We start from the raw sequence: 23718 nt of genomic DNA, 5'->3' as shown, positions 1-23718 counted from the left end.
TGTCACTACACTTGGGGCCGATATGGCTGAGTACATCTACCAGATGGTCCGCGCCCGCAAGGCGGTCGGCGACAAGCTGATCCTCGACGACGTCACGATGTCGTTCCTCCCCGGTGCCAAGATCGGCGTCGTCGGACCGAACGGTGCGGGCAAGTCGACGATCCTGAAGATCATGGCGGGTCTCGACCAGCCGTCCAACGGCGAGGCAAAGCTCACGCCGGGCTTCAGCGTCGGCATCCTCATGCAGGAGCCGGAGCTCGACGAGAGCAAGACCGTGCTCGAGAACGTGCAGGAAGGCGTGGGCGAGATCCACGGCAAGCTCGCACGCTTCAACGAGATCTCGGCGCTCATGGCCGAGCCGGACGCCGACTTCGACGCGCTCCTGGCCGAGATGGGCACCCTGCAGGAGGACATCGACGCCGCCGACGCGTGGGACCTCGACTCCCAGCTCGAGCAGGCCATGGCCGCGCTGCAGTGCCCCCCGGGGGACGAACTCGTCACCCACCTGTCCGGTGGTGAGAAGCGCCGCGTCGCGCTCTGCAAGCTGCTGCTCCAGAAGCCCGACCTGCTCCTCCTCGACGAGCCCACCAACCACCTCGACGCCGAGAGCGTGCTCTGGCTCGAGCAGCACCTGCAGCAGTACCACGGTGCCGTCCTCGCCGTGACCCACGACCGGTACTTCCTGGACCACGTCGCCCAGTGGATCGCCGAGGTCGACCGCGGCCGCCTGTACCCGTACGAGGGCAACTACTCGACCTACCTCGAGAAGAAGCGCGCTCGCCTCGAGGTCCAGGGCAAGAAGGACGCCAAGCTCGCGAAGCGCCTGTCCTCGGAGCTCGACTGGGTCCGGAGCAACACCAAGGGCCGCCAGGCGAAGTCGAAGGCCCGTCTCGCCCGGTACGAGGAGATGGTCACCGAGGCCGAGCGCACCCGCAAGCTCGACTTCGAGGAGATCGTGATCCCGGTCGGCCCGCGTCTGGGTTCGCAGGTCATCGACGCCGAGCACCTGCGCAAGCAGTTCGGTGAGCGCGTCATCATCGGCGACCTGTCGTTCACGCTGCCCCGCAACGGCATCGTCGGCGTCATCGGCCCGAACGGTGTCGGCAAGACCACGCTCTTCAAGACGATCGTCGGCCTCGAGCCCCTCGACGGCGGCACGCTGAAGATCGGCGACACGGTCGACATCTCGTACGTCGACCAGAGCCGTGGTGGCATCGACCCGAACAAGAACCTGTGGGAGGTCGTGTCCGACGGACTCGACTACATCCAGGTCGGCAAGACCGAGATCCCGTCCCGCGCCTACGTGTCGCAGTTCGGCTTCAAGGGCCCGGACCAGCAGAAGCGCGCCGGCATCCTGTCCGGTGGTGAGCGCAACCGTCTGAACCTGGCGCTGACGCTCAAGCAGGGCGGCAACCTGCTGCTCCTCGACGAGCCGACCAACGACCTGGACGTCGAGACGCTCGGCAGCCTCGAGAACGCCCTGCTCGAGTACCCCGGTTGCGCCGTGGTCATCACCCACGACCGGTGGTTCCTCGACCGCATCGCCACGCACATCCTGGCGTGGGAGGGCCTCAACGAGGACGGCACGCCGAACTGGTACTGGTTCGAGGGCAACTTCGAGGCCTACGAGGAGAACAAGATCGAGCGCCTCGGTGCCGATGCCGCGAAGCCCGGTCGCGCGACGTACCGCAAGCTCACCCGCGACTGATCCTCGTGGCGAGACTGCACGCTCCCATCCGCATGCGGTGGAGCGACATCGACGCCTACGGTCACGTCAACAACTCCGCGATGCTGCGCCTCCTCGAAGAGGCGCGCATCGTGGGGTTCTGGGGTGCCGATCCCGGTGAAGACCCCGACGGCGACCTGCCCGAGCCGATCATCGACGGCCGGCCGGGTTCCGGCACCATGACGGTGATCGCCGGCCAGCGCCTGGAGTACCTGGCGTCGATCCCGTACCTCCGCCAACCGCTCGACATCCAGATGTGGATCGGGCGGCTCGGGGGCGCGAGCATCGACGTCTCGTACGAGGTCTGGTCGCCGGTGGGGCAGCACCCCGCCGTCCTGTACACCCGGGCGACGACGGCACTCGTGATGGTCGACGCGGCGACGAACCGTCCGCGCCGACTGACCGACACCGAGCGTGCCGCGTGCGAGCGCTACCTCGAGGAACCGGTGCAGTTCAGCCGGCCGTAGGCACCCGCATCATGCCCTCCTGGGCGACGGTCGCCAGCAGCGTGCCGTCACGGGAGAACATCCGACCGAACGCGAGTCCCCGTCCGCCCTGTGCGCTCGGGGACTCCTGCGTGTACAGGATCCAGTCGTCGGCGCGACCGTCGCGGTGCCACCACATGGCGTGGTCGAGGCTCGCGCTCTTGACCCCCGGGGTGCCCCAGGCGACGCCGTGCCGCCGCATGATCGGCTCGAGGATCGACAGGTCGCTCGCGTACCCGAGCACCGCACGGTGGAGCGCCGGGTCGTCCGGCAGGTCGCCCTGCACGCGGAACCAGACCGCCTGGTGCGGCACGTGCTCGCCCTGCACGTCGACGAACACCGGGCCCTCGACGTGTCGCAGGTCGATGGACCGCGCGGCCCAGGCACGTGCGACCGGGTGGTCGATCGCGGACAGGATCGACGCGGCCGACGGCAGGGACTCCGGGTCCGGGGTGTCCACCGGGTACGGGTCCTGGTGCTCGATGCCGGTGTCGGGCACCTGGAACGACGCGATCATCGAGAAGATCGGGACACCGCGCTGGTAGGCCTGCACGCGACGGGCCGCGAACGACCGGCCGTCGTGGATGCGCTCGACGCCGAAGGTGATCGGCACGTCGATGTCGCCGGGCCGCAGGAAGTAGCCGTGCATCGAGTGGACGTCGCGTCCCTCGATCGTGCGCTGCGCGGCGACGATGCACTGCGCCAGCACCTGCCCGCCGAACACCCGTCCGCCGGGGGACCAGTGGCTGGCACCGGTCAGGATCGTCTCGCCCGTGCTCGCGCCGGTGTCCTCGAGTCGCAGGGTCCGCAGGAAGTCGGGTTCGCCGTTCACGCTGTGCAGTCTACGAACGGCCGCCCGACCCCGTCGCAGGTCGCCACGCCCAGGTGCTGCGGCATCGACGGCCGGTAGGATCGGGGACGACATGGGCAACTCGTTCACGCTTCCCGACGCCGCCTCACTCGGTGACCTCCGCACGTACCTCGGACGTGCCGCCCGGATCGAGGACGGCTCGGTCCGGCTCATCGCCGACTCCGGCGTCCTGGCCGTCTACACGGCGATCCTCTACCCGCTCGGGCTGCTCGACGAACTGCCGACGGTGCTCGGCCTCCGCACGTTCTCGCTCACCGAGCCGGCGTCGATCGACACCGTGGTCCCGCTGCAGTCGCTCCTCGAGCGTCTCCGCCTGCTGGCCGAGGCGCAGGACGCCGAACACGCCGAGGGTGCCGACCCGACGCGGGCCACCCCGATCGAGGTCGAGCTGCCGCACGAGGTGCACACCGTGACGTGGGCGGCCATCTCCCCGCCCCGCGGCGGCTGGGTCCCGCTGCCGGACGTCTCACCGGAACTCCTCCGCCGCGCCACCCGCGACGGCATCGCCGAGGTCGCCGACGCCGTACCGTCCAACGCGGGCGAGGCCATCGTCCGGCGGATCCGCGCCGAGGTCTGGGGCCGACCGGTCCCCGGCGTCGAGCACCTGCCCGCCGGTGCGGGCTTCGCGGGCGAGAGCCTCGGGTTCCTGGGGCACGACCCGGTCCGGCTGTTCGAGACGGGTCCGTGGAGCCGACTCACGACCTCGCGCGGCCACGTGCTCGTCAAGCGCCGCGCCTGGACCCTGAGCTCCTAGCAAAGACGACGGCGACGACGACCACACCGCCCGGCCGCCGTGGTTGGCTGGCCGCATGCACGTCTTCCTCACCGGTGCGTCCGGCTACATCGGCTCCTCCGTCCTCCGCTCCCTCGTGGCCCACGGCGACGAGGTCACCGCGCTCGTCCGCTCCGACGAGAAGGCCCAGCACGTCCGTGACGCCGGTGGCCGGGCCCTGGTCGGCGACGTCACCGACACCGACGTCGTCGAACGCCTGCTGCACGAGAGCGACGGCGCCATCCACACGGCATCGGCGCCCGGCGTCGACCCGGACTTCATCCGCACCGCGATCGGTGCCCTGGCCGGCACACCGAAGCCGTTCGTGCACACCGGCGGCATCTTCACCTTCGGTGACTCGACGGACATCTCCGAGCAGTCGCCGATCGACCCGCCGTCCTTGACCGCCTGGCGCGGACCGAACGAGGCCCTGCTGCGGGCGAGCGACGTGCGGAGCACCGTCGTCGCCCCCGGGATCGTGTACGGGCGCGGCGCGGGCATCCCGGCGATGTTCGTCAGCGACGGTGAGCAGCCGGTGCAGCTGGTGGGCGACGGCTCGCAGCGCTGGACGACGGTGCACGTCGACGACCTCGGCGAGCTCTACGTCCTCGCGCTGCACCGCGGCGAGCCCGACGGGTACATCGTCGCCGCGACCGGCGACAACCCGACCGTCCGGCAGATCGCCGAGGCCGGGGCCCACGGTGCACCGGTCGTCGCCGAGAGCGTGGACGCGAGCCGCGAACGGCTCGGGCGCGACTTCGCCGACGCCCTGCTGCTGCACCAGGAGGCGTCCGGCGCACACGCCCGGTCGGCCTTCGGCTGGCGGCCGTCGCGGCCGTCCCTGGTCGAGGACCTCGCCTCCGGCTCATACGTGCGCTGACCGCGCTGAGACGCGCTGCCCGAAGACGCCGGCGTCCCGCGAACACGCCGCCGGTCCCGCGAGACGCCCCCGAATTCGGAGGCGTGGAACGCACATGGCGGCGTCGGACGGACACGCCGGCGTTCCGCGGGCACGAGAACGTGGGAACCGGCGGACGGGAGGCCCGTGGCGGCGCCACCACGGGCCTCCCGTCCGCCGCTCGCGACGATCACTGCACGCCGGCGTCAGCGGACGACGCCGCGGGAGCGTCGAGACGCCGCCGGATTCGGCGGCGTCTCGAGGACACGCCGGCGTCGCGCCGGGCGCGCGTCAGTCGAAGGTGTTCGTCATCGCGTGGGCAGCGCGGTCGAGGTAGCCCCAGAGCTCGGCTTCGTCGAGGGGCGCGAGCTCGAGCGACTCGACCGCCTCGTGCATGTGGTGGAGCCAGCGTTCCCGCGCCTCGGACGTGATGCGGAACGGGTTGTGTCGCATCCGCAGGCGGGGGTGCCCTCGCTGCTCGCTGTAGGTGCCCGGGCCGCCCCAGTACTGCTGCAGGAAGGCGGAGAGGCGCCAGATCGCACCCTCGAGGTCGTTGGCCGGGTACATCGGCCAGATGACCTCGTCCTGCTGCACGCCCTCGTAGAAACGCCGGACGAGCCGGTCGAAGGTCGGGGCGCCGCCGATCCGCTCGTACAGCGACCCGGTGGCCGAGGCGCCGTGCTCCCCGACGCGCAGGGTGATCGGCTGCGCCGGGACGCCGACCGAGCCGGGCATCCCGGGGGCGCCGGGCATGCCGAGCGAGCCGCGTGCTCCGGGGCCGCCCGTGCCGCTCGGGGGTGTGGGGTCGGTCATCGGGGGTCCTTCCCGCTGTCGGGGTCGTCGGTGCGGATGGGCTGCCCGAGGATGTTGCGCTTGGGACGCCGGGGCTTGGTGGGTGCCGGCGTCGGCTGGGTGCGGACGGTGCGCAGTCCGTTGATCGAGGTGGCGTTCTCCCAGCCCTCGGGCATGATCATCGCCATCGCCGGCAGGGTGATGCCGAGTTCGTCGACGGCGTGCTTCAGGCGGGTGCGGAGCTCCCGGCCGACGACGTCGAGCTCGGACGCCCGGGTCTTCACGACGAGGCGGAAGACCATGCCGGCGTCGGTGATCGACTGCAGGCCCCAGATCTCGGGCTTCTCGACGATCCGCTGCCGCCAGCGGGACTCCTGGGACATCGTGACGGCCGCCTTGAGCAGGGCGTCCTGCACGGCGTCGATGTCGGTGTCGTAGGGGACGGTGATGTCGACGAGCACGCGCGACCAGCCCTGCGACAGGTTGCCGACGCGCAGGATCTGGCCGTTCGGCACGAACCACAGGATGCCGTTCACGTCGCGGATCTGCATGACGCGCAGCCCGACGTTCTCGACGACGCCGGTGGCCTGCCCGGTGTCGACGACGTCACCGACGCCGGCCTGGTCCTCGAGGATCATGAAGATGCCGGACAGCAGGTCCTTCACGATGGACTGGGCGCCGACGGCGAGGCCCGCTGCGACGAGCGATGCCCCGCCGACGATCCCGACTGCGGCGTTCGGGAGGACCTGCGGGATGATCACGGCCAGGGCGATGATGACGACTGCGACGGTCGCCAGGTTCTCGAGCACGCTGCCGAGCGTGCGGGTCCGCTGCACGACCCGCGCGGTCTGCACGGGTGAGGCGATGAGGGCCTGGGTATCGGCGGCGCCCTGACGCTTCTTGACGCCGTTCACGATGCGGTCGACGACCTGCTTGATCGTGCGCCGCAGGATCAGCCGGACGACGATGGCGACGAGCACGGTCACCACGATGACGATCGGCACACGCCAGACGGTGACGAACTCGGTGAAGGAGCTCGACATCCACTTGGACGCGTCGTCGGTCGAAGCAGCGAGGAAGATCATCCGGACGATCGTAAAGGGCGGGGCCTCGGCATCCCTGGAGGAACACCAAGACCCCGCCGGATCAGAGCAGGGGTCAGGCGTCGGCAGCCTGGACCCGGAGCGCGCGCTCGGTGCCTGCGAGGCTCTCGGACACGATGCGGCGCAGCGCCGGCGTCTCCGGGTGCTCCTCGAGCCACGCGGCGGCGGCGTCACGGAGCTCGGCCGACGCGAGCGGCGCCGGGTAGAGGCCCGAGACGATGGTGTCCGCCATGTGGTAGCTGCGCTCGGCCCAGATGCGCGTGAGCACCTCGAAGTACTTCGGCACGAGGCCCTCGAGCAGCACCGGGCTGTTCACGTGCTGGAACCCGACCGTGGTCTGGCGCACGATGGCGTTCGGCAGCTCGGACGAGTCGACCAGCGACGAGAACGCCGCCAGCTTGCCCTCGGCCGTGGGGATCGTCGCCCGGGCGCGGGCCGCGGCCTGCTCGCCCGACGCGGTCTTGTCCGCTGCGAGCTCGGCGTCGATCTCGGCGTTGTCGGCAGCACCCGCGAGCACGAGGCCCTCGAGCAGCTCCCAGCGCAGATCGGTGTCGATCTCGAGGCCCTGCAGCGTGACCGATCCGTCGCGGAGGCCCTGCAGGGTCGCGACGTGCTCGGGCGTGGACGGGACCTGCGCGAAGAACTTCACGAACTGGAACTGCGCGTCCGAGCCGGCCTCGGCCGAGGACGCGAGCTGCCAGAGCGTGTCGCCGACGGTGCGGACCGTGGCCTCGACCGAGCCCGGTGCCACGTAGTTGCGTGCGGTGAGCAGCAGCTGCGAGAGCGTCGTGCGGATGGTCGTCGACTCGGTCTCGGTCGCGATGTTGCCCAGCACCAGGCGGACGTAGTCACTGGCCGGGGACTCGGCGTCGCGCGTGGCGTCCCACACGGAACCCCAGACGATCGAGCGGGCGAGCGGGTTCGCGATCGACGCGAGGTGCTCGATCGCGGTGCGCCGGGAGTGCTCGTCGAGACGGATCTTGGCGTAGGCCAGGTCGTCGTCGTTCAGCAGCACGAGGTCGCCGCGCTGGACGCCGACGAGCTCGGGCACCTCGGTGCGGGCACCGTCGACGTCGATCTCGACGCGGTGGACCCGCTCGAGCTTGCCGCCGGCGGAGGCCGTGTCGGCACCGAACGGCGCGGACTCGTCGTTCCGGAAGGCGTACACGCCGATCGCCAGACGGTGCGGGCGCAGCGTCGGGTAGTCGGCGGGGGCCTCCTGCAGGACGGTGAACGACGTGATGACACCGGACTCGTCGGTCTCGATCTCGGGACGCAGGGTGTTGACGCCCGCGGTCTCGAGCCAGAGCTTCGACCACTCGGTCAGCTCACGGCCGCTCGTCGCCTCGAGCTCGACGAGCAGGTCGCGGAGCTCGGTGTTCGAGTGGTGGTGCTTCTTGAAGTAGGCGGAGACACCGGCGAAGAACGCGTCGATGCCGACCCAGGCGACGAGCTGCTTGAGGACCGAGCCGCCCTTCGCGTAGGTGATGCCGTCGAAGTTGACCTGGACGTCCTCGAGGTCGTTGATCGTCGCGACGATCGGGTGCGTCGAGGGGAGCTGGTCCTGGCGGTAGGCCCAGGACTTCTCCATCGCCTGGAACGTGGTCCAGGCCTCGGTCCACTCGGTGGCCTCGGCCGTGGCGATCGTGGAGGCCCACTCGGCGAAGGACTCGTTGAGCCACAGGTCGTTCCACCACTTCATGGTGACCAGGTCGCCGAACCACATGTGGGCGAGCTCGTGCAGGATCGTGACGACCCGGCGCTCCTTGATGGCGTCGGTGACCTTCGACCGGAACACGTAGGTCTCGGTGAAGGTGACCGCGCCGGCGTTCTCCATCGCACCGGCGTTGAACTCCGGCACGAACAGCTGGTCGTACTTGTCGAAGGGGTAGGCGACGTCGAACTTCTCCTCGAAGTACGCGAAGCCCTTCTTCGTGATGTCGAACACGTACTCGGGGTCGAGGTACGAGGCGAGCGACTTGCGCGCGAACACGCCGAGCGGGATCGTCCGGCCGTCGCGGCTGGTCAGCTCGTCGCGCACGACCTCGTACGGGCCGGCGACGAGCGCGGTGATGTAGCTCGAGATGCGCGCGGTGGGCGGGAAGGCCCAGGTCGCGACGTCGCCGTCGACGTGCGGCTCCGGCGTGGGGGAGTTCGAGACGACCTGCCACCGCGACGGCGCCGTCACGGTGAAGGAGAACTCGGCCTTCAGGTCGGGCTGCTCGAACACCGCGAACATGCGGCGGGAGTCCGGGACCTCGAACTGGGAGTACAGGTACACCTCGTCGTCCACCGGGTCGACGAAGCGGTGCAGGCCTTCACCGGTGTTCGTGTACAGCGCGTCGCTGACGACCACGAGCTCGTTCTGCTCCTGCAGGTCGTCGAGCTGGATGCGCACGCCGTCGTTCACCGCGGCGACGTCGAGCGCCGAGCCGTTCAGCGTGATCGAGTGCACGGTCTTCGTGATGGCGTCGATGAAGGTCGATGCGCCGGCGGTGGCGGTGAAGCGCACCCGCGTGGTGCTGCCGAAGCTGTCGGCGCCGCGGGTCAGGTCGAGCTCGACGTCGTACGTCTGCACGGCGACGACGGCCGCGCGCTCCTGGGCTTCGATTCGGGTGAGGTTCTCTCCGGGCACGCAACGCTCCATCTTCGCTGGGGACGCGGACGATCGGTGTCCGCGTACGGGGCCCCGGACGGCGTCGTGCGCCGGCGGGACGATGGGTTCCAGCCTAGCGACGCCGCGTACGCTCGGATCGTGACCGAGACGACTGTGGACAACCCGACCGACCCCACCACCGCGCGCACCGCCGTGGAGTTCTGGTTCGACCCGAACTGCCCCTGGGCCTGGATGACGAGCCGCTGGGTGGGTGAGGTCGCCGAGCACCGCGACCTCGACGTGACCTGGAACGTGATGAGCCTGTTCGTCCTCAACGAGGACCAGGACGTGCCGGAGAGCTACAAGGAGCGCCTGCACGCCGGCCAGGTCTACCCGCGCATCGTCACGGCGGCGAGGCTCCGGCTCGGGCAGGACGTCGTCAAGCCGCTGTACGACGCCCTCGGCGAGCACATCCACCACCGCCAGGAGTCCGACCCGGAACAGGTCGTCCCCGCCGTGCTCGCGGAGCTCGGTCTCGACGCCGATCTGCTCGAGTACGCCTGGACGGACGAGGTCGACGCCGCCGTGCGCGCCAGCCACCAGGACGGCATCGACCGCGTCGGACAGGACGTCGGCACGCCGGTCATCGCCGTCGAGGGCACCGCGTTCTTCGGACCGGTCATCTCCCCGGCACCCAAGGGCCAGGAGGCGCTCGACCTGTGGGACGGCGTCGTCGCCGTCGCGAAGTACCCCGGCTTCTTCGAGCTCAAGCGCTCGCGCACGGTCGGCCCGATCTTCGACACCGCCGACTGACGCTCCGGAACCAGGTTCCGGACACAGCACCGCGGGATCGCGTGGTTCCGTGTCCGGAACCAGGTTCAGTTCGCCGACGGGCGGCCGGGAGGCCCGTGGTGCGCCCGCCCCGCCCGTCGCGTCAGACGAGCGGCAGGCGCATGAGCGTCAGGTCGAGCCAGCGGTCGAACTTGCGTCCGACCTCGGGCACGACCGCGACCGTGGTGAACCCCAGGCGTTCGTGCAGGGCGATCGACCCCGTGTTGGTGCTGCAGATCCCCGCGATCATGACGTGCCGCTCCTCGGCGGTGGCCCGCGCGACCAACTCGGCCATCAGGGTCGTCGCGATGCCCCGGCCGCGGAACGCCTCGACCACGTAGACGCTGTGCTCGACGGTCAGCCGGTACCCCTGGTGCGGCCGCCACTGCGAGTACGTGGCGTAGCCGGCCACGACGCCGTCGACCTCGGCCACGACCACCGGGTACCCGCCGCCCTGCCGCTCGGCGAGCCACCCGTCGAAGTACGCACGCGGGTGCGGGATGTCCTGCCAGATGGCGGTGGAGTGCAGGACCGCATCGACGTGCAGGGCGTGCACGACGTCGAGGTCGGTCGGGGTGCAGTCGCGGATCACGACCCCGTTCGTCGCATATGCTGTCGTCATGTCTCACATCGTAGACGACGCGCACGCCGATCCCGCAACCGGCGCCGACGACACCTCGGTCGCCGAGCAGCGGGCGCTCGGTGAACGCCTCCAGCGCCTCCGCACCGAGCGGAAGTGGAGCCTCACCGAGCTCGCCGAGGAGTCCGGCGTCTCCCGCGCGATGATCAACCGCGTCGAGCGCGGGGTCTCCAGCCCCACCGCGACGATCCTCGGTCGCCTGTCCGGTGCCTTCGGCCTGACGATCTCGCAGCTCCTCGACGATGCCCTGGAGCACGAGGTGCCCAGGGCGACGGACCCCGACGAGGCGCGCGGGGTGCAACGGGGCGCGACCGCCGATTCCTGGACCGATCCCGACACCGGGTACCGCCGCCGTCCGGTCTCGAGCGCGGCGTTCCCCGCTGACGTCACCGAGGTGCGCCTCCCGGCCGGCCGCGAAGTGGCCTACCCGGCGTCCGCCTACGCGTTCCTGCGGCACTGCATCTGGGTCGTCGACGGCGTGCTCGAGGTCGTCGTCGGCGGCGAGCCGACGCGCCTGGCGGCGGGGGACCGGATCGAGCTCGGCGACCCCGCCGACGTCGTCTACCGCAACCCGGGCGAGGACCCCACCCGGTACCTCGTGGTGGTGGTCCGCGCGCCGTAGTCCGTGGTGGTCCGGGCCCCGGAGCCGCAGGAATAGGATCGGTTCCATGCGCATCCACCTCGGAACGGACCACGCCGGCCTCGAGTTCAACAAGACCCTCGCAACCCACCTGACCGAAGCCGGGCACGAGGTGGTGGACCACGGTCCGACCGAGTACGACGCGCTCGACGACTACCCCTCGTTCTGCATCAACGCCGCGCACGCCGTGGTGCAGGACCAGCGTGCCGGTGTCCAGGCGCTCGGTGTCGTCTTCGGCGGTTCCGGCAACGGCGAGCAGATCGCCGCCAACAAGGTCGAGGGCATCCGCGCCGCGCTCGTCTGGAACGAGTCGACCGCCCTGCTCGCCCGGCAGCACAACGACGCCAACGTCATCTCCATCGGTGCGCGCCAGCACACCGAGGACGAGGCGATCCGGTTCGTCGACCTGTTCATCGCCGAGCCGTTCTCGGGCGAAGAGCGCCACGCCCGCCGCATCGCCCAGCTCGCCGAGTACGAGACCACCGGGCTGATCGCCGGCCGCCAGATCGACGCGTAGTCCGGCTCGTCAGGGGTACCGGGTAGAACGGTAGTCATGCCCGAGGGTCACTCCGTCCACCGCATCGCCAACCAGTTCACCCGGCACTTCGTCGGCAAGCGCTGCGAGGTGTCGAGCCCCCAGGGTCGCTTCGCCGCCGGGGCCGCGCAGCTCGACGGCAAGCGGATGATCGCCGCGCGTGCGGTGGCGAAGCAGATGTTCCTGGAGTTCGAGGGCGACCTGTTCCTCCGCGTCCACCTCGGCCTGTACGGGGCGTGGGACTTCGCGGGCGTGATCTCCACCGCCGAGGCGCTGTCCGACGACGACGACCGCGAAGAGTCGCTCAGCTCGATCGGCGCACCGCGGCTCGCCCGCTACCGGATGGCCGAGCAGGAGAAGGCGGAGGACCCGATCGAGTCCTTCCCGCCGGACCCGGTGGGCCAGGTCCGGGTGCGGATCCTCACCGAGGACACCGTCGCCGACCTCCGTGGCCCGACCGCGTGCGTCGTGGAGACCCCGGCCGAGGTGCAGCGTGCGCTCGACAAGCTCGGCCCCGACCCGATGAACGACGACGGGCCCGAAGCCGAGAAGACCTTCGTCGACAACGTCCGCCGTCGGAACGTCGCGATCGGGCAGCTGCTCATGGACCAGTCCGTCGTGGCCGGCATCGGCAACATCTACCGCGCCGAGCTGCTGTTCCGGCAGCGCATCGACCCGTACAAGCCGGGCAAGAAGATCACCGTCAAGCAGGCCAAGGCGCTCTGGGCCGACTGGTCGAAGCTGCTGCACGACGGCGTCCGCGACGGCCTGATGATGACGATGGACGACCTGTCCGAGGCCGACCACAAGAAGGCCCTGCGCTCCCGCAAGGACCGCCACTGGGTCTACCACCGTCAGGGCGAGCCGTGCCGGGTCTGCGGCACCGAGATCCGGATGGCGGACATGGCCGGCCGGAAGCTCTACTGGTGCCCGAAGGACCAGAAGTAGCCCACGGGGCACGGGCACACCCGCCCGGTCACAGCTCCCGGTAGGTGAACCGCCCGGCGACGGCCGTCCCGAGCACCCGCATGCCACGCAGTGCGGCGGACGACGAAGCGGCGAGCGGGTCGGTCTCGACGAGCACCAGGTCCGCCACGTCGCCGACCGACACCCCGACGCGGCCGTCGGTCGACCCCTGCCACGCGACGAGTGCCGAGAGCCGTTCGGCGGGGTGCCACGGGTCCCGCCCGTCGCGGTCCCGCCCGACGGCCGCCGCCATCGACACCCACGGGTCGAGCGGCGCCACCGGCGCGTCCGACCCGAGCAGCAAGCGCGCTCCGGCCCGGGCGAGCGAGGCGAAGGCGAACGCCCGGGCGGTGTGCCCGGCCCAGTGCCGGTCGGCGATGTCGCGGTCGTCCATGGCGTGTTCGGGCTGCACGGACGCGGCGACCCCGAGCCGGGCGAACCGGTCGACGTCGGTGTCGACGAGCAACTGCGCGTGCTCGATCGTGCCGCGGGTCCCGACGGTCTCGAAGACGTCGAGGGCCAGCGTGTTCGCCCGGTCGCCGATCGCGTGGATCGCGGGGACGAGTCCGGCGTCGACGGCACGGCGGGTGATCGCGACGAGGTCCTCGAACGGCCAGGCGAGCACACCGGAGCCGTCGGTCATGGCGGCGGTCCGGGTGCCGAGGGACCCGTCCGTGACCACCTTGAACGGTCCCATCGTGAGCAGGCCCCGCGTGCCGTCGACCACGTCGCCGGTGCGCAGCCCCCGGGCGATGGCCTCGTCGAGCTCGGCCGGGTACACCCCGGACGCGACCCGGATCGCGTCGGTGCCGGCGTGGATCCGGCGGCGCCAGCGGTCGAGCCCGAAGCGCATCTCGAGGTCGACCACACCCGTCACCCCGCGGGCGGCCGCGGCCTCGGCAGCGTCCGCCACGTAGGCGTCGAGCAGGTCGTCCGGCACCTGCGACAGCGCACCGGTCACGTCGAACGCGTCCTGCTCGCGCAGGACCCCGTCCTCGCCCGCCCCGAGCGGGCGGCCGACAGCAGCCGAGAAGTGCGCGAGCGCGAGGGCGTTGCACCACACCGCGTGCAGGTCCGCGCTGATCACGACGACCGGGAGGCCCGGGGCAGCCTGGTCGAGCAGCTCGCGTCGCGCAGGGCGCGGCCACATCCCGTCGCGGTAGCCGTGTCCGACCAGGACGCGGTCCGCCACGCCCGCCCGCGCGACGGCGGCGAGCAGGTCGGCGGTCGTCTCGGCGGAGTCGCAGCCGGTGACGTCGACACGGCGGCGGACGAGTGCCCACTGGTCGAAGTGCGTGTGGTGGTCGCGGAGCCCCGGGCCGAGCCAGGCGCCGGCGGCCTCGACGACGTCGGTGTCGACGCTCCTGGGGTCGAGGGTGCCGGTCGGTGCGATCTCGGTGACGCGACCGTCGACGACGCGGACGTCGGCAGGGGCCCCGGAGGTGCCCACCCGCCGGACGGTGCGGAGCAGGATGTCCGTCACGACGCCTCCAGGCCGTTCGCCGGGGACGGGACCGGCCGGACCCGCTCGACCTCGTCGGCGAGCGCCGGCGACGCGTAGGGGCCGTCGCCCCGCAGCCCGGCGACGATGCGGTCGATCACCTCGGGAGCCTTGTTCTGCGACAGCTTGGCGCGGGCGTCGAACCGGGTGACGCGGATCCGGATGCCCACGGTGCCCTTGGCCATCCGCCGGGCGGTCTCCTCGTCGATCTGCAACGACACGGGCGAGGGCATGACGTGCTCGAAGTGGTCGACGAGTTCGCCGAGCACCCGGAAGTTCTCGTCGTCGGACAGGATCTCGGGGGTGCCCCAGACGTGGGCGGTGACGTGGTTCCAGGTGGGCACGAACTGCTCCGGCGGGTACCAGGCGGGGGAGACGTAGCCGTGGGGACCCTGGAACACGACGAGGACCTCGTGCTGTCCGAGTTCGTGCGCGACCTCGTCGGGGCGGCCGACGTGGGACACCAGCACGAGGGCGTCCGGGTCGTCGTCGGGGCCGGGGGTCTCGAGCAGCACCGGGTAGTGCGAGGCGACCAGCCCGGCCGCGGTGTGGGACACGATCGTCGCCCACGGGTTCCCGGTGATGAGGCGTCGGACCTCGTCGACGTCGGTCATCAGGAAGTGCGGTGTGTGGCGCATGTTCCGAGCGTGGCACAACGGGCCCGGTCGCGCGACGGGTGTCGTTTCGTCAGTGTTTCTGCGCGGTAAAACTCTCAGAGCGCATTGAAAGAAGTCTTGTGGTCGGGATTCGAACCGTCCTAGCTTTCCCACCACGACGACCGGGCAGGGATCCGGCCGCACCCGATCGAGGAGAGATCATGCGACGCAGGACGATCGCCGCGCTGGCCGCGGCGGCAACCTTGGCACTGGTGGCGACCGGCTGTTCGGCGGGCGGCGCGGCCGACGACGACGCTCCCTCGAGCCTGGTCTACGCGACCGGCGAGCCCGACCACCTGACCCCGGGTCGGCAGACCGTGGCCTTCGACCAGGTGATGAGCGTCTTCGCGCCGCTCACCCAGACCGATGCCGACGGTGACCTGCGGTACGTGGCGGCGAAGAGCGTCGAGAGCGACGACGCCACCACGTGGACGATCACGCTGCGGGACGGCTGGACGTTCCAGAACGGCGAGGCCGTCACGCCGGAGAGCTACGTGAAGGCCTGGAACCACGTCGCCTACGGCCCGAACGCGTGGGAGAACAGCGGTCAGCTCGCCGGGATCGTCGGGTACACCGACCTCAACCCGGCGAAGGGCACCCCGAAGACCAAGGAGATGTCGGGGCTGAAGGTCACCGGCGAGGACACCTTCACGGTCACGCTCACCCACGCGGACAGCCAGTTCCCCCTGCAGCTCAGCCAGGCCCAGACGGCGTTCTACCCGATGCCCGATGCCGCCTACGACGACCTGAAGGCGTACGACAAGAAGCCGATCGGCAACGGCCCGTACGAGATGACGAAAGCGTGGAAGGCGGACCAGGAGTTCACCGTCACGGCCTGGAAGGACTACGAGGGCACGAAGCCCGCCACCGACGAGGTGACCTTCCGCAGCTACTCCGACATGAACACCGCGTACACCGACGTCCTGGCCGGCAACGCCGACGTGCTGTTCCTGCCGACCGACAAGATGACGAGCGCGAAGGCCGACTTCGGCGACCGCCTGCACTCCTTCGACGCTCCCGGCATCGACTACCTCGGGTTCCCGCTGTGGGACGACCGGTACTCCGACCCCGACGTGCGCCGCGCGATCTCGATGTCGATCGACCGTGACGAGGTCAACGACGCGATCTACGGCGGCCTGTACGACCCGGCCACCGCGCTGACCCCGCCGTCGATGTCCGGCACCGAGGAGGGCATCTGCGGCGACGCCTGCGAGTTCGACCCGGCAGCGGCGAAGAAGCTCCTCGCCAGTGCCGGCGGGTTCGACGGCACGATGACGCTCGTCTACCCGGGCGGCACCGGCCTCGACTCCCTGTACGAGGCGTACGCCAACCAGATCCGGCAGAACCTGGGCGTCGACGCCGAGGCGAAGGCCACCACCGACTGGGCGTCCTACTACTCGGAGCTCACGGACAAGACCGTCGCCGGCCCGCACTTCGGCCACTGGGGCGCGCTGTACATCAGCCAGCAGAACACGCTCCGCGCGCTGTTCACCACGGCCGGCGGCTGCTCTCCGTGCACCGGCTACTACCAGTCCGACGACGTCGACTCGCTGCTCGCGAAGGCCGACTCCGCCGGGTCCCAGGACGAGGCGAACGGGTACTACACGAAGACGCAGGAGGCCGTGCTCGAGGACTTCCCGATCGTCCCGACCTTCTTCGACAAGTACTCGTACGTCACGAGCGACAAGATCGCGAAGCTGCCGGCGGTGGCGGGCAGCCCCGTGATCGCGCAGATCGCCGTGAAGTAGGGCGGGGCATGGAGCAGCACACCGTCCTCGACCTGGTCCGCGACGTCCCCGACCGCGACGGCTTCCCGCTCGTCGACGACCTGCACGTTCGGTTCGCCGCGCTCGCCGCGGCGCACCCCGACCGGGTCACGGTCACCCGGATCGGCACGAGCCGCCTCGGCGAACCCCTGCACAGCTACCGCATCGGTACCGGGTCGCACGCGGCCGTCGTGGTCGGCGGGGTGCACCCGAACGAGCCGATCGGTTCGTGGACGGCACTGCACCTCGCCGAGACGGCACTCGGTGACGAGCGGGTGCAGGCCCTCGACGTCACCTGGCACATCGTCCCGACGATCGACCCGGACGGCATGCGGCTCAACGAGGCGTGGTTCCACGACCCGCACGACCGCGTGTTCTACTCGCGGCACTTCTACCGGCCGGCCCCGGACAGCCAGGTCGAGTGGACGTTCCCGAACAGCTACAAGTCGGTGTACTTCGACCAGGTGCTGCCCGAGACGCTCGCGTTCATGCGGCTCATCGACGACACCGAGCCGGACCTGCTCGTGAGCCTGCACAACGGTGAGATGGGCGGCGTCTACTACTACCTGTCCGAGGACCTGCCCGCCGTCGTCGACACCCTGCACGCGGTGCCGGCCGCACTCGGGCTGCCGCTCGACACCGGGGAGCCGGAGTCCCCGTACCTGCGGGAGCTCGCCCCGGCCGTGTTCGCGATGGACGGCATCGAGACGGCGTACGCCTACCTCGAGGAGCTCGGCGTCGACCCCGGCGAGCACATCCACGGTGGGTCGAGCGCGGCGTGGGCGATGCGGCACGGCGCCCTCTGCATGGTGGCCGAGCTGCCGTACTGGAGCCACCCCGACGCCGACGACAAGACCCCGACCGACGAGCCGTACGCCGACCTGCTGCGCCGGTGCGCGGACGAGCTCGGTGCCTCGGGTGCGGAGCTGCAGGCGTTCCTCGACGAGGCGTCGCCGATGCTCTCGATCCCGTCCCCGTTCGTCGAGGCCTCCCGGGCGTTCGTGCCGATGCTCGTCGGGATCGCGGACACCGACCGCCGCCGCGCCGAGCGGGAACCGGCGGACCGGACGGCCACCGTCGCGGAGCGCTTCGGCTGCGAGGACCTCGTCCGCTGCTTCCGCCTGCGCTACGGCGGCATGCTCCTGCGCGCCGTCGAGGCGGAGACGACCGCCGGTACGGCGTCCGCGCCGCTCCGGCGGCTCCGCGACCGCCTGGCCGAGCGGTACGCGCGCTGGCAGGCGGACGCGTCGACGGGTGCACAGCCGATCCCGGTGGGGAAGCTCGTGGGCGTGCAGTACGGGGCGATCCTCGCCTGCGCGGCGCACGTGGCGGACCCGACCCGCGCCTCCCGTCCGGTGTCGGCGGCCGTGTCGGGAGGCGCGTGATGCGTCCGACGCTCGCCGTCGGTCGCCGACTCGGCGGCCTGGTCATCGTGTTCCTCGGGGTGACCTTCCTCATCTACGCGATGACGTTCGCGCTGCCCGGCGACCCGATCAAGGCGCTCGGCGGCGAGCGCCCCCTGACCGACTCGGTCGTGCGGGCGCTGCGGGCGGAGTACCACCTGGACCAGCCGCTGTGGCTGCAGTACGTGCAGTACCTGGGCGGCCTGTTCCGGGGTGACTTCGGCACCGACTTCAACGGGCAGTCCGTCGGCGAGCAGATGGCCTCGCGGTGGCCGGTGACGATCACGCTGGCGCTGAGCGCGTGGGCGCTCGAGATCGTCCTCGGCATCGGGCTCGGCGTGGTCTCGGCGCTCAAGCGCGGCACCGCGCTCGACAAGACGGTGCTCGTCGGCACGATCGTCGTCGGGGCGGTCCCCGTGTTCGTGCTCGGCGTGGCCCTGCAGCTGGTGTTCTCGGTGCGGCTGCACTGGTTCCCGGTCGCGGGCGTCGCCGCCGGGTGGCCGACCGCGTACGTCCTGCCGGCGTTCGTGATCGCCCTGTTCGGCCTGGCCGCAGTGTCCCGGCTCACCCGGACGTCGATGATCGAGACGCTCGACGCCGACTACGTCCGGACGGCCCGCGCCAAGGGGCTCGCTCCGGGCCGGATCGTCGGCGTGCACGTCCTGCGGAACTCGCTCATCCCCACCGCCACCTACCTGGCGACCGACCTCGGGTACCTGATGGGCGGCACCGTCATCATCGAGGGCATCTTCAACCTGCCGGGCGTCGGGAACCTGCTGTTCCAGGGCATCCGCTCGCACGAGGGCGCCGTCGTCGTCGGCATCTCGACCGCCCTCATCCTGGTGTTCCTCGTCACGAGCGTGCTCGTCGACCTGCTGCACGCCGCCCTCGACCCGCGCGTCCGGACAGGAGCCTCCCGATGACCACCGAAGCCCTCGGCGCCACCGTCGACCCCGTCGTCGGGGTCCGGCGTCGGCCACTGCTCGCCGCCGCACGGACGCCGGGGTTCTGGGTGCCCGCGTCGGTGCTCGTGGTGGTCCTGCTCATCGCGGCGTTCCCGCAGCTGTTCGCCGGGCTGTTCGGCCACGGCGACCCCCGGGTGTGCGACCTCGGCCGGAGCGGGGCGTCAGCGACCGCCGGGCACCCGTTCGGCTTCGACCTGCAGGGCTGCGACGTGTACGCGAACGTCATCTGGGGCACCCGGTCGTCGATCGCCGTCGCGGTGCTCACGACCCTGCTCGCCGGCATGGTCGCGGTCGTCGTCGGGACCGTCGCGGGCATGGTCGGCGGGTGGGTCGACGCCGTCCTCGCCCGGCTCACCGACGTGTTCCTCGGGTTCCCGTTCCTGCTCGGCGCCGTCGTCGTGCTGAACAGCGTGGGGGAGCGGTCGGTGCTCACCGTGTCGCTCGTGCTCGCCCTGTTCGGGTGGCCGACGATGGCCCGGCTCGTGCGGTCGAGCGTCCGCAGCGTCCGGGGCGCCGAGTTCGTGCTCGCCGCCCGGACGATGGGGCTGTCGACGTGGCGGATCACCACCCGGTACGTGCTGCCGTCGTCGATCTCGCCACTGCTCGTGCTCGCCACCATCACCGTCGGCGGGGTCATCGTGTCCGAGTCGTCGCTGACCTACCTCGGCATCGGGCTGGAACGTCCGGCGATCTCGTGGGGGCTGCAGCTGTCCGCGGCGACGTCGCAGTTCCTCCGGGCCCCACACATGCTCATCGCGCCGGCGGCGTTCCTCGCCGTGACCGTGCTCGCCGTCATCGCGCTCGGCGACACGCTGCGCGCCGCGCTCGACCCGCGTCGGCGCTGACCGGCACGGCACACGCGTCGCGGCGGGCACCGTCGCGACCGACGCGCCAGACTCGAACCACCGCCCTTCGAAAGGACCACCGTGACCGACACCCTCTCCGCGTACCGGAAGACCCTGCCCTACCTCCGTGAGTGGGTGTCGTACAAGGTGTGGCAGCTGCGGGTGCCCGGCGTGCAGGTCGCCGTCGGCTTCGGCGGCGAGGTCCTGTTCGACGAGGCCTGGGGCTACGCCGACGTCGAGGCCGGGCGCCGCCTGACCACCACCGACCTGTTCCGCATCGCCTCGCACTCGAAGACCTTCACCGCGACGGCCCTGCTGCAGCTCGCCGAGCGCGGGTCGCTCCGGCTCGACGACACCGTCGGCACGTACGTCCCGGCACTGGTCGACGGCGGCTCGCCGCTCGCCGACGCCACCCTGCGCGAGCTCATGGAGATGGGCGCCGGCGTCATCCGCGACGGACACGACGGCGACTACTGGTCCCTGCTCCGCCCGTTCCCCGACGAGCAGGAACTCCTGGCGCTCGTGCTCGACCGGGGCCAGAAGGTGCCGACCGGCTCGTCGTTCAACTACTCGAACCTCGGCTACTCCCTGCTCGGCCTGGTCATCGCCGCGGTGTCCGGGCAGTCGTACAACGACTTCGTGCGCGAGTCGATCACCGAACCCCTGGGCCTGCGGAACACCGGCCCCGACTGGGACCCCGCACGCGCCGACGACTTCGTGGTCGGGTACACCGGCTTCCACACCGCGCGGCACCGGCAGCGCATCGACCACGTCGACACCCGCGCGATGGCCGCCGCCACCGGCTTCCACGGCACCGCGTCCGACCTGGTCCGCTACTTCTCGCAGCACGTGATCGGGCAGGGCACCCTGCTCGACGACCACTCCAAGCGCCTCGCGCAGCGGAAGGCCTGGAGCGCCACCGACGACCCCGCGGCCCGCGGCTACGGCGCCGGGTTCATCGTCGACCGGATCGGCGGGCGCGAGATCCGCGGCCACTCGGGCGGGTTCCCGGGGCACATCACCCAGTCGATGTTCGACCCGGCATCCGGGCTCGTCGTGTCCGTGCTCACGAGTGCCGCCGCCGGACCCGCCACGGTCATCGCCACCGCGGTCATCGCCATGCTCGACGCCGCAGCCGACGCCGACGCCCCGGGGACCCCGGTACCCGACGACGTCGACACCGCCGCCTTCACCGGACGCTTCGCCAACCCGTGGGGCGTCACCGACGTCGCCCGGATCGGTGACCGGCTCGTCGAGGTCGACCCGTCCGGCCCCGAGCCGATGGACACCCCCACCCGACTCGAGGTCGTCGAGGCCGACACCCTGCGGATGACCCACGGCAACCGCTTCGGCTCGGTCGACGAGGACATCACCTACACCCGCGACGAGGACGGCACCGTGCGGGCGATCCGCGGCGGTGGCGGCATGTCGCAGGAGCCGTGGTCGATCCCGGACGAGCGACCCGAGGTGGCCGCCGGGCTGGCCTCGTGACGGACGACAGGGGCGCCGACGAAGGGGCCCCCGACGACGACCGGCTGCTCGGACCGGAGCGCCAGGCGTTCGTCGAGGAGTTCGCCCTGATGCTCAACGACGGCGCGGGCATGCCCCTCACCGACGCCCGGGTGCTCGGCTACCTGATGATGACCCGCGCACCGCACTCGTCGTCGTCCGACCTGCAGGCAGCGCTCGGTGCCAGCTCGGGGTCGGTGTCGATGGCCACCCGACGGCTCGTCGACTCCGGGTTCGTGAAGCGCCACATCGTCCCCGGCGAGCGCAGTCACTACTTCCGCGCCGAGGCCGACGTCTGGGGCTCCTGGCTCGCCAGCGAACGGAAGTACCTCGACCGGCAGCGCGACATCATCGGCCGCGGGCTCGCCGTCGTCGAGGGTGCCGGCCGCACCGGCACGGGCGACGTGGACGCCGAGGTCCGCGAGCGTCTGCTCAACGGCCGCGACTACATGCAGTGGCTGCAGGGCTACCACCGCAAGATGCTCGAGGAGTGGGAGGCCTTCAAGGCCGCCCGCGACGACACCGACCCCCCGGAGACCCCATGAGCGGCACCACCGACGTCCTGACCGTCGAGCACCTCACCGTCACCTTCGACGTCGACGGCGAGGTGGTCCGCGCCGTCGACGACGCCTCGTTCACCGTCGCCCGGGGCGAGGTCGTCGCGGTCGTGGGGGAGTCCGGCTCCGGCAAGAGCATGACCGCGATGACCGCGATGGGCATCGCCCCCGACGGTGCGCGCGCCTCGGGGAGCATCCGGCTCGGCGACCTCGAGGTCATCGGCACCGACGAGCGCACCCTCCGGTCGGTCCGGGGCCGCAGCGTGTCGATGATCTTCCAGGACCCGTCCGCGGCGCTGAACCCCGTGTTCACCATCGGGTTCCAGCTCGCCGAGGCCGTCCGACGCACCGACGGCCAGCACGACCGCGCCGCCGTCCGGGAGCGCTCGCTCGAGCTGCTCCGTGCCGTGGAGGTCCCCGAACCCGAACGCCGCCTGGGCCAGTACCCGCACGAGCTCTCCGGCGGGCAGGCCCAGCGCGTGATGATCGCGATGGCGCTCGCCGCCGACCCGGACCTGCTCATCGCGGACGAGCCGACGACCGCCCTCGACGTCACCGTGCAGGCCGAGGTGCTCGACGTCCTCCGCGCGCTCCGCGAGCGCACCGGCACCGCGATCCTGCTCATCACCCACGACATGGGCGTCGTCGCGGACCTCGCCGACCGCGTGGTCGTGATGCGCCGAGGCCGCGTCGTCGAGACCGGCACCGCCGAGGCGGTCTTCGCCGCCCCGTCCGCCGACTACACGCGCGAACTCCTCGCTGCGGTCCCGCGCATGGGCACCGGGTCCGGTCTGGAGGCCCGGCTCGGCTCCGCCACGACGCCCCCGGCCGCCGTCCTGGACGTCCGGCACCTCGTGGTCGAGTACGGCGGCGCCCTGCGCGGGCGCTTCCGCGCCGTCGACGACGTGTCGTTCACCGTCGGCCGTGGCGAGATCGTCGGCCTGGTGGGGGAGTCCGGCAGCGGCAAGACCACCATCGGCCGGGCCGCGGTCGGCCTTGCGCCGATCACCTCCGGCTCGGTGGTCGTCGACCGCACCGACGTCGCCGGGGCACGACGAGCCGCCCGTCGGCAGATGCGCCAGCACGTCGGGGTGGTGTTCCAGAACCCGCTCCGGTCGCTCAACCCCCGGTACACCGTCGGGCAGACCGTCGCCGAGCCGCTCCGTCAGATCCTCCGGCTGCCGGCGGCGCAGGTCGAGGAGCGTGTGGAGCGACTCCTCGCGGACGTCGGTCTCGACGGCGGGTACGCCGAGCGCTACCCGCACGAACTCTCCGGGGGCCAACGGCAACGCGTCGCGATCGCCCGCGCGGTGGCGCTCGACCCCGCGCTCCTGATCGCCGACGAGCCGACGAGCGCGCTCGACGTGTCGGTGCAGGCCCGCGTGCTCGACGTGTTCCGCGAGCTGCAGGAGCGCCTCGGGTTCGCGTGCCTGTTCGTCACGCACGACCTCGCCGTGGTCGACACCCTGTGCGACCGGGTCGTCGTGCTGCACGGCGGCCGGGTCGCCGAACACGGCACGCGCGACGCCATCCTGCGCTCGCCCCAGGACCCGTACACGCGACGGCTCATCCAGGCCGCCCCGGTGCCGGACCCCGGGGAGCAGGCACGCCGACGCTCCGAGCGCCTGGCCGCTCGCGCGGGCTGAGGCGGGCGAGAGTCC

General features: G+C 71.3%; 22 protein-coding genes. 15 read left to right on the top strand and 7 right to left on the bottom strand.

The window, feature by feature from the left end:
* Positions 1-22: 22 nt before the first annotated feature.
* A complete protein-coding gene (gene ettA / locus DEJ06_RS10965) occupies positions 23-1708 on the top strand; it encodes an energy-dependent translational throttle protein EttA (RefSeq protein WP_111030561.1) in 1686 nt (561 codons plus the stop codon).
* Between the two features lie 32 nt (positions 1709-1740).
* Complete coding sequence (locus tag DEJ06_RS10960; protein WP_071405517.1) at positions 1741-2193, top strand: thioesterase family protein; 453 nt, start codon at positions 1741-1743, stop codon at positions 2191-2193.
* Here DEJ06_RS10960 and DEJ06_RS10955 read toward each other — a convergent pair.
* On the bottom strand, positions 2180-3043 hold the full coding sequence (locus DEJ06_RS10955; protein ID WP_111039299.1) for an acyl-CoA thioesterase II: 864 nt from the start codon (positions 3041-3043) through the stop codon (positions 2180-2182). The genes DEJ06_RS10960 and DEJ06_RS10955 overlap by 14 nt on opposite strands.
* 91 nt (positions 3044-3134) lie before the next feature.
* Here DEJ06_RS10955 and DEJ06_RS10950 point away from each other — a divergent pair, with 91 nt between their 5' ends.
* Both DEJ06_RS10950 and DEJ06_RS10945 read left to right on the top strand, forming a co-directional pair.
* Positions 3135-3836 carry a hypothetical protein gene (locus DEJ06_RS10950; RefSeq protein WP_071405518.1) on the top strand — a complete coding sequence of 234 codons (702 nt, stop codon included), beginning with the start codon at positions 3135-3137 and terminating at the stop codon, positions 3834-3836.
* 55 nt (positions 3837-3891) lie between these two features.
* Positions 3892-4734: an NAD-dependent epimerase/dehydratase family protein gene (locus DEJ06_RS10945; protein WP_111039298.1), complete on the top strand. Its 843-nt coding sequence runs from the start codon at positions 3892-3894 to the stop codon at positions 4732-4734.
* A 309-nt stretch (positions 4735-5043) separates the two neighbouring features.
* Here the strand turns inward: DEJ06_RS10945 and DEJ06_RS10940 are convergent, their stop codons facing one another.
* From DEJ06_RS10940 to pepN, 3 genes are all read right to left on the bottom strand, one after another.
* Complete coding sequence (locus DEJ06_RS10940; RefSeq protein WP_375537726.1) at positions 5044-5565, bottom strand: globin; 522 nt, start codon at positions 5563-5565, stop codon at positions 5044-5046.
* Positions 5562-6629, bottom strand: coding sequence for a mechanosensitive ion channel family protein (locus tag DEJ06_RS10935; RefSeq protein WP_111039297.1), 1068 nt, complete (start codon positions 6627-6629; stop codon positions 5562-5564). Before DEJ06_RS10935 ends, DEJ06_RS10940 begins: the two co-directional genes overlap by 4 nt.
* A gap of 73 nt (positions 6630-6702) precedes the next feature.
* Positions 6703-9282 carry an aminopeptidase N gene (gene pepN / locus DEJ06_RS10930; RefSeq protein ID WP_111039296.1) on the bottom strand — a complete coding sequence of 860 codons (2580 nt, stop codon included), beginning with the start codon at positions 9280-9282 and terminating at the stop codon, positions 6703-6705.
* A 213-nt stretch (positions 9283-9495) separates the two neighbouring features.
* On the opposite strand from pepN, the gene DEJ06_RS10925 reads away from it, so the two are divergent.
* Positions 9496-10056 carry a disulfide bond formation protein DsbA gene (locus DEJ06_RS10925; RefSeq protein WP_258372499.1) on the top strand — a complete coding sequence of 187 codons (561 nt, stop codon included), beginning with the start codon at positions 9496-9498 and terminating at the stop codon, positions 10054-10056.
* Between the two features lie 121 nt (positions 10057-10177).
* Here the strand turns inward: DEJ06_RS10925 and DEJ06_RS10920 are convergent, their stop codons facing one another.
* Complete coding sequence (locus DEJ06_RS10920; RefSeq protein ID WP_111039295.1) at positions 10178-10696, bottom strand: GNAT family N-acetyltransferase; 519 nt, start codon at positions 10694-10696, stop codon at positions 10178-10180.
* On the opposite strand from DEJ06_RS10920, the gene DEJ06_RS10915 reads away from it, so the two are divergent.
* The 3 genes from DEJ06_RS10915 to DEJ06_RS10905 are packed head-to-tail and all read left to right on the top strand — an operon-like array spanning position 10695 to position 12837.
* Entirely contained in the window at positions 10695-11336 is a 642-nt protein-coding gene (locus DEJ06_RS10915; protein ID WP_111039294.1) for a helix-turn-helix domain-containing protein, read from the top strand. The two genes, DEJ06_RS10920 and DEJ06_RS10915, sit on opposite strands and share 2 nt — an antisense overlap.
* Positions 11337-11382: 46 nt before the next feature.
* Complete coding sequence (locus tag DEJ06_RS10910; RefSeq protein ID WP_027464669.1) at positions 11383-11871, top strand: ribose-5-phosphate isomerase; 489 nt, start codon at positions 11383-11385, stop codon at positions 11869-11871.
* Positions 11872-11907: 36 nt separating this feature from the next.
* Entirely contained in the window at positions 11908-12837 is a 930-nt protein-coding gene (locus DEJ06_RS10905; protein WP_071246661.1) for an Fpg/Nei family DNA glycosylase, read from the top strand.
* Between the two features lie 28 nt (positions 12838-12865).
* Here DEJ06_RS10905 and DEJ06_RS10900 read toward each other — a convergent pair whose 3' ends face one another.
* Both DEJ06_RS10900 and DEJ06_RS10895 read right to left on the bottom strand, forming a co-directional pair.
* Positions 12866-14338, bottom strand: a complete 1473-nt coding sequence (locus DEJ06_RS10900) for an amidohydrolase (protein WP_111039293.1) — start codon at positions 14336-14338, stop codon at positions 12866-12868.
* Positions 14335-14994 carry an FMN-binding negative transcriptional regulator gene (locus tag DEJ06_RS10895; protein WP_111039292.1) on the bottom strand — a complete coding sequence of 220 codons (660 nt, stop codon included), beginning with the start codon at positions 14992-14994 and terminating at the stop codon, positions 14335-14337. The genes DEJ06_RS10900 and DEJ06_RS10895 overlap by 4 nt, the downstream gene beginning before the upstream one ends.
* Before the next feature lie 179 nt (positions 14995-15173).
* Between DEJ06_RS10895 and DEJ06_RS10890 the strand changes: the two genes are divergently transcribed.
* From DEJ06_RS10890 to DEJ06_RS10860, 7 genes are all read left to right on the top strand, one after another.
* Entirely contained in the window at positions 15174-16760 is a 1587-nt protein-coding gene (locus DEJ06_RS10890; protein WP_258372498.1) for an ABC transporter substrate-binding protein, read from the top strand.
* A gap of 8 nt (positions 16761-16768) precedes the next feature.
* Entirely contained in the window at positions 16769-18163 is a 1395-nt protein-coding gene (locus DEJ06_RS10885; protein ID WP_111039290.1) for a M14 family zinc carboxypeptidase, read from the top strand.
* Positions 18163-19104: an ABC transporter permease gene (locus DEJ06_RS10880; protein ID WP_111039289.1), complete on the top strand. Its 942-nt coding sequence runs from the start codon at positions 18163-18165 to the stop codon at positions 19102-19104. The genes DEJ06_RS10885 and DEJ06_RS10880 overlap by 1 nt, the downstream gene beginning before the upstream one ends.
* Positions 19101-19991, top strand: coding sequence for an ABC transporter permease (locus DEJ06_RS10875; RefSeq protein WP_110864890.1), 891 nt, complete (start codon positions 19101-19103; stop codon positions 19989-19991). Before DEJ06_RS10880 ends, DEJ06_RS10875 begins: the two co-directional genes overlap by 4 nt.
* Before the next feature lie 81 nt (positions 19992-20072).
* A complete protein-coding gene (locus tag DEJ06_RS10870) occupies positions 20073-21482 on the top strand; it encodes a serine hydrolase (protein WP_258372497.1) in 1410 nt (469 codons plus the stop codon).
* A complete protein-coding gene (locus DEJ06_RS10865; RefSeq protein ID WP_111039288.1) occupies positions 21479-22045 on the top strand; it encodes a GbsR/MarR family transcriptional regulator in 567 nt (188 codons plus the stop codon). The genes DEJ06_RS10870 and DEJ06_RS10865 overlap by 4 nt, the downstream gene beginning before the upstream one ends.
* On the top strand, positions 22042-23703 hold the full coding sequence (locus DEJ06_RS10860) for an ABC transporter ATP-binding protein (RefSeq protein ID WP_111039287.1): 1662 nt from the start codon (positions 22042-22044) through the stop codon (positions 23701-23703). Before DEJ06_RS10865 ends, DEJ06_RS10860 begins: the two co-directional genes overlap by 4 nt.
* Positions 23704-23718: the final 15 nt, after the last annotated feature.

Source organism: Curtobacterium sp. MCLR17_051, assembly GCF_003234395.1.
In the GTDB taxonomy this organism is placed as follows: Bacteria; Actinomycetota; Actinomycetes; order Actinomycetales; family Microbacteriaceae; genus Curtobacterium; species Curtobacterium flaccumfaciens.
The sequence above is the reverse complement of the archived record's forward strand: the minus strand, read 5'-3'. Positions and strand labels throughout refer to the sequence as shown.